The organism is Bartonella queenslandensis AUST/NH15 (assembly GCF_000312585.1).
In the GTDB taxonomy this organism is placed as follows: Bacteria; Pseudomonadota; Alphaproteobacteria; order Rhizobiales; family Rhizobiaceae; genus Bartonella; species Bartonella queenslandensis_A.
In genome coordinates this window covers 136,133-138,381 of sequence record NZ_HE997979.1, presented here as the reverse complement: position 1 = coordinate 138,381, position 2,249 = coordinate 136,133, and the positions used below count along the sequence as shown (strand labels likewise).

At 35.8% G+C, this 2,249-nt stretch carries 1 protein-coding gene; it reads right to left on the bottom strand.

Annotated elements, in window-relative coordinates:
- Positions 1-8 precede the first annotated feature (8 nt).
- Positions 9-899 carry an outer membrane protein gene (locus BN338_RS01570; RefSeq protein WP_039758360.1) on the bottom strand — a complete coding sequence of 297 codons (891 nt, stop codon included), beginning with the start codon at positions 897-899 and terminating at the stop codon, positions 9-11.
- Positions 900-2,249 lie beyond the last annotated feature (1,350 nt).

Genomic DNA, 2,249 nt, shown 5'->3' with positions numbered 1-2,249 from the left:
AAAAGATATTAAAATTTATAAGCGATGCCAAGGCGAAAATTATGCGTTTGGGTGCTCATTTTAAGTTCATCATTTGCAAATTTCTGTTTAAAAAAATCTGTATAACGATATTCTGTGCGCATGATAATGTCATCTGTCATGGCAAGATCAAAGCCACCACCCACAGTATAACCAATCATTGTTTTTGTTTTATCGAATACATCACCAGAAGCAAATATTGTCGAATCTTCTTGCGATTTTGTTAAAAGGGATAGGATATATTGCATCTGTGTGTAGGCAACACCCCCTGCAATATAAGGCATAAGGCGATGGGAAGCAAAACCAATACGTGCGCGAGCAGCTCCAGCCCATTTTTCTTTCAACGTTACACTGCTTACAATAATATCACCATAGTTGGGGATCGTTTCATCCTGAGCGGCTGGTTTTATAATAGGAATCTCAGCGTCGTGAAAGATAGCACGAATAGAGTCTAATTTATCGAGAATTTTTTTTCCATGGTCTGTTTGGGTGTTTTTCTTCCCCGACCAGATCACATCCGTATCAAAACTGACAACAAGGCTATTGCCTAAATCAATATTAGAACCTGCATAAAAACCGGCGACAAATCCTTTTAGTTCTGGTGATAAATCTCTATCGACCACAGCCCATTTTCCGCCTTGGGATTCTGGTGCGTAATTTAAAGTGCTTTTACTGGAAAGGTGTCCAATTTGTCCGCCAAAATAAAAACCAGACCAAGAAAAAGGTGCTGAAACAGTAACTGGTGAGATCCGTGCTGATAAACTACTTGGCGCTGAAACATGCGGTTTTGATTGCTGAGAGATCACCGTATCGGCTGCTTGTCCTGTTGAAGTGGCCATGAAAGTGAAAAAAGATAATGCAATTAAACATTTTTTATTCATAAAAACGTCCCCAATTTATTTCAATAACATCATTTATTATGCATGAATTGGTTAAAAAAACCTATACATAATTATCATTATGAAAAATAAAATACTCTGAAAATTTATAATTTTTCATGAGCTAAGCTTTTTTTGAAATATTTTTGTCTTGCTTCTTTGCCATGTAAGCTCTAGTTTTCACGATTTTTTTGGGGATTTGTTTCCTTAAGTATTCTCCGTATTTTATAAAACATTATGGTGTAATAAATAATTTTTTAAATTATTAAAAATAATATTTTGTATGCATAAAAATATCTTTTATTATTTTTAGTTATAACTATATCATCCATAATGGTTATTGTGTTTGTGCTTAATATATAACATGGATGTGCCTCGTGTTAAAAAAGGGCATGGTGGTTCCTCATATTCTTTGCTAGTTTTTAATTTGCTAGTTTTTAATGTTGTGTATGCTTTTGTATGGCGAATGCCTTTATATGGCGATAGCCTTGGGGATGTGAGAAGAAGAACAATTTTCTTTTTCAATTTTTCTTATCGATAGGCTACGCGTGCTTGTGATAAGCCAAGCGCATCGTTTGGATTGATTCAATGGGATATAAGAAGGGGGGATGTGAGAAATAAGCAGGGGGAAACATGAAAAATAAAAAGAGAGGCGTGGGAGAGTATTCTTCTATGCAGGTTTCTCATTCATATAAAATGATCAATTATTCTCCTCGTTTACTTCAGCGGGAATGTGGACGAAAGCCTAAAGGCCAACTGTCATTGGTCATTTTAAAGAGATCTGCGACTAAGGCATTCAGGATTCTATAGAAAAAATGTGCGAGCGTGCTATGATGGGCAGCACTTCAAATTTATTATGCCTTGTCAAGGATATATTTGTGTGAGGGCGCTGATTGTTTTGCGTAAAAGCAACATCAAAGCTTTGCGAGGTGTTGCATTTTATTTCAACCATTGTTTTTCTGTTGAGCACTCTCATCTTTATGCTTCATAAAAGAGTAAGCCGGCACTATCATACACTTGGCACACACTTGGGGACTGCTCTAACGTGCTCTAAAATTAAAATATTGTGGGACCCGTTGGTTCTTGAGACAGTTCATAATAGCCATTTTTTAGTCCTTGTCTTATATAATTCTACGCCACGCACTTAACTTGCTTATGATGGGCAAGAAAGTGATTTTGTTTGATTCAACATAAAGGAATTTAAAATGAGAGAATCTTATCGGTATTTAGGACTCTCATTCAAGTTGAGTCATGCTATAGTGTCATTGTCAATCAATATATTATCTTATTTTACAAGAGTTGGAATGGGAGTGAGCGTTTAAAATAAATACTGGGGGAATCATCATCCAATAT

Excerpts from the sequence above, each read along its gene's own strand:
- BN338_RS01570 (WP_039758360.1), bottom strand. The coding sequence starts at position 899 with ATGAATAAAAAATGTTTAATTGCATTATCTTTTTTCACTTTCATGGCC.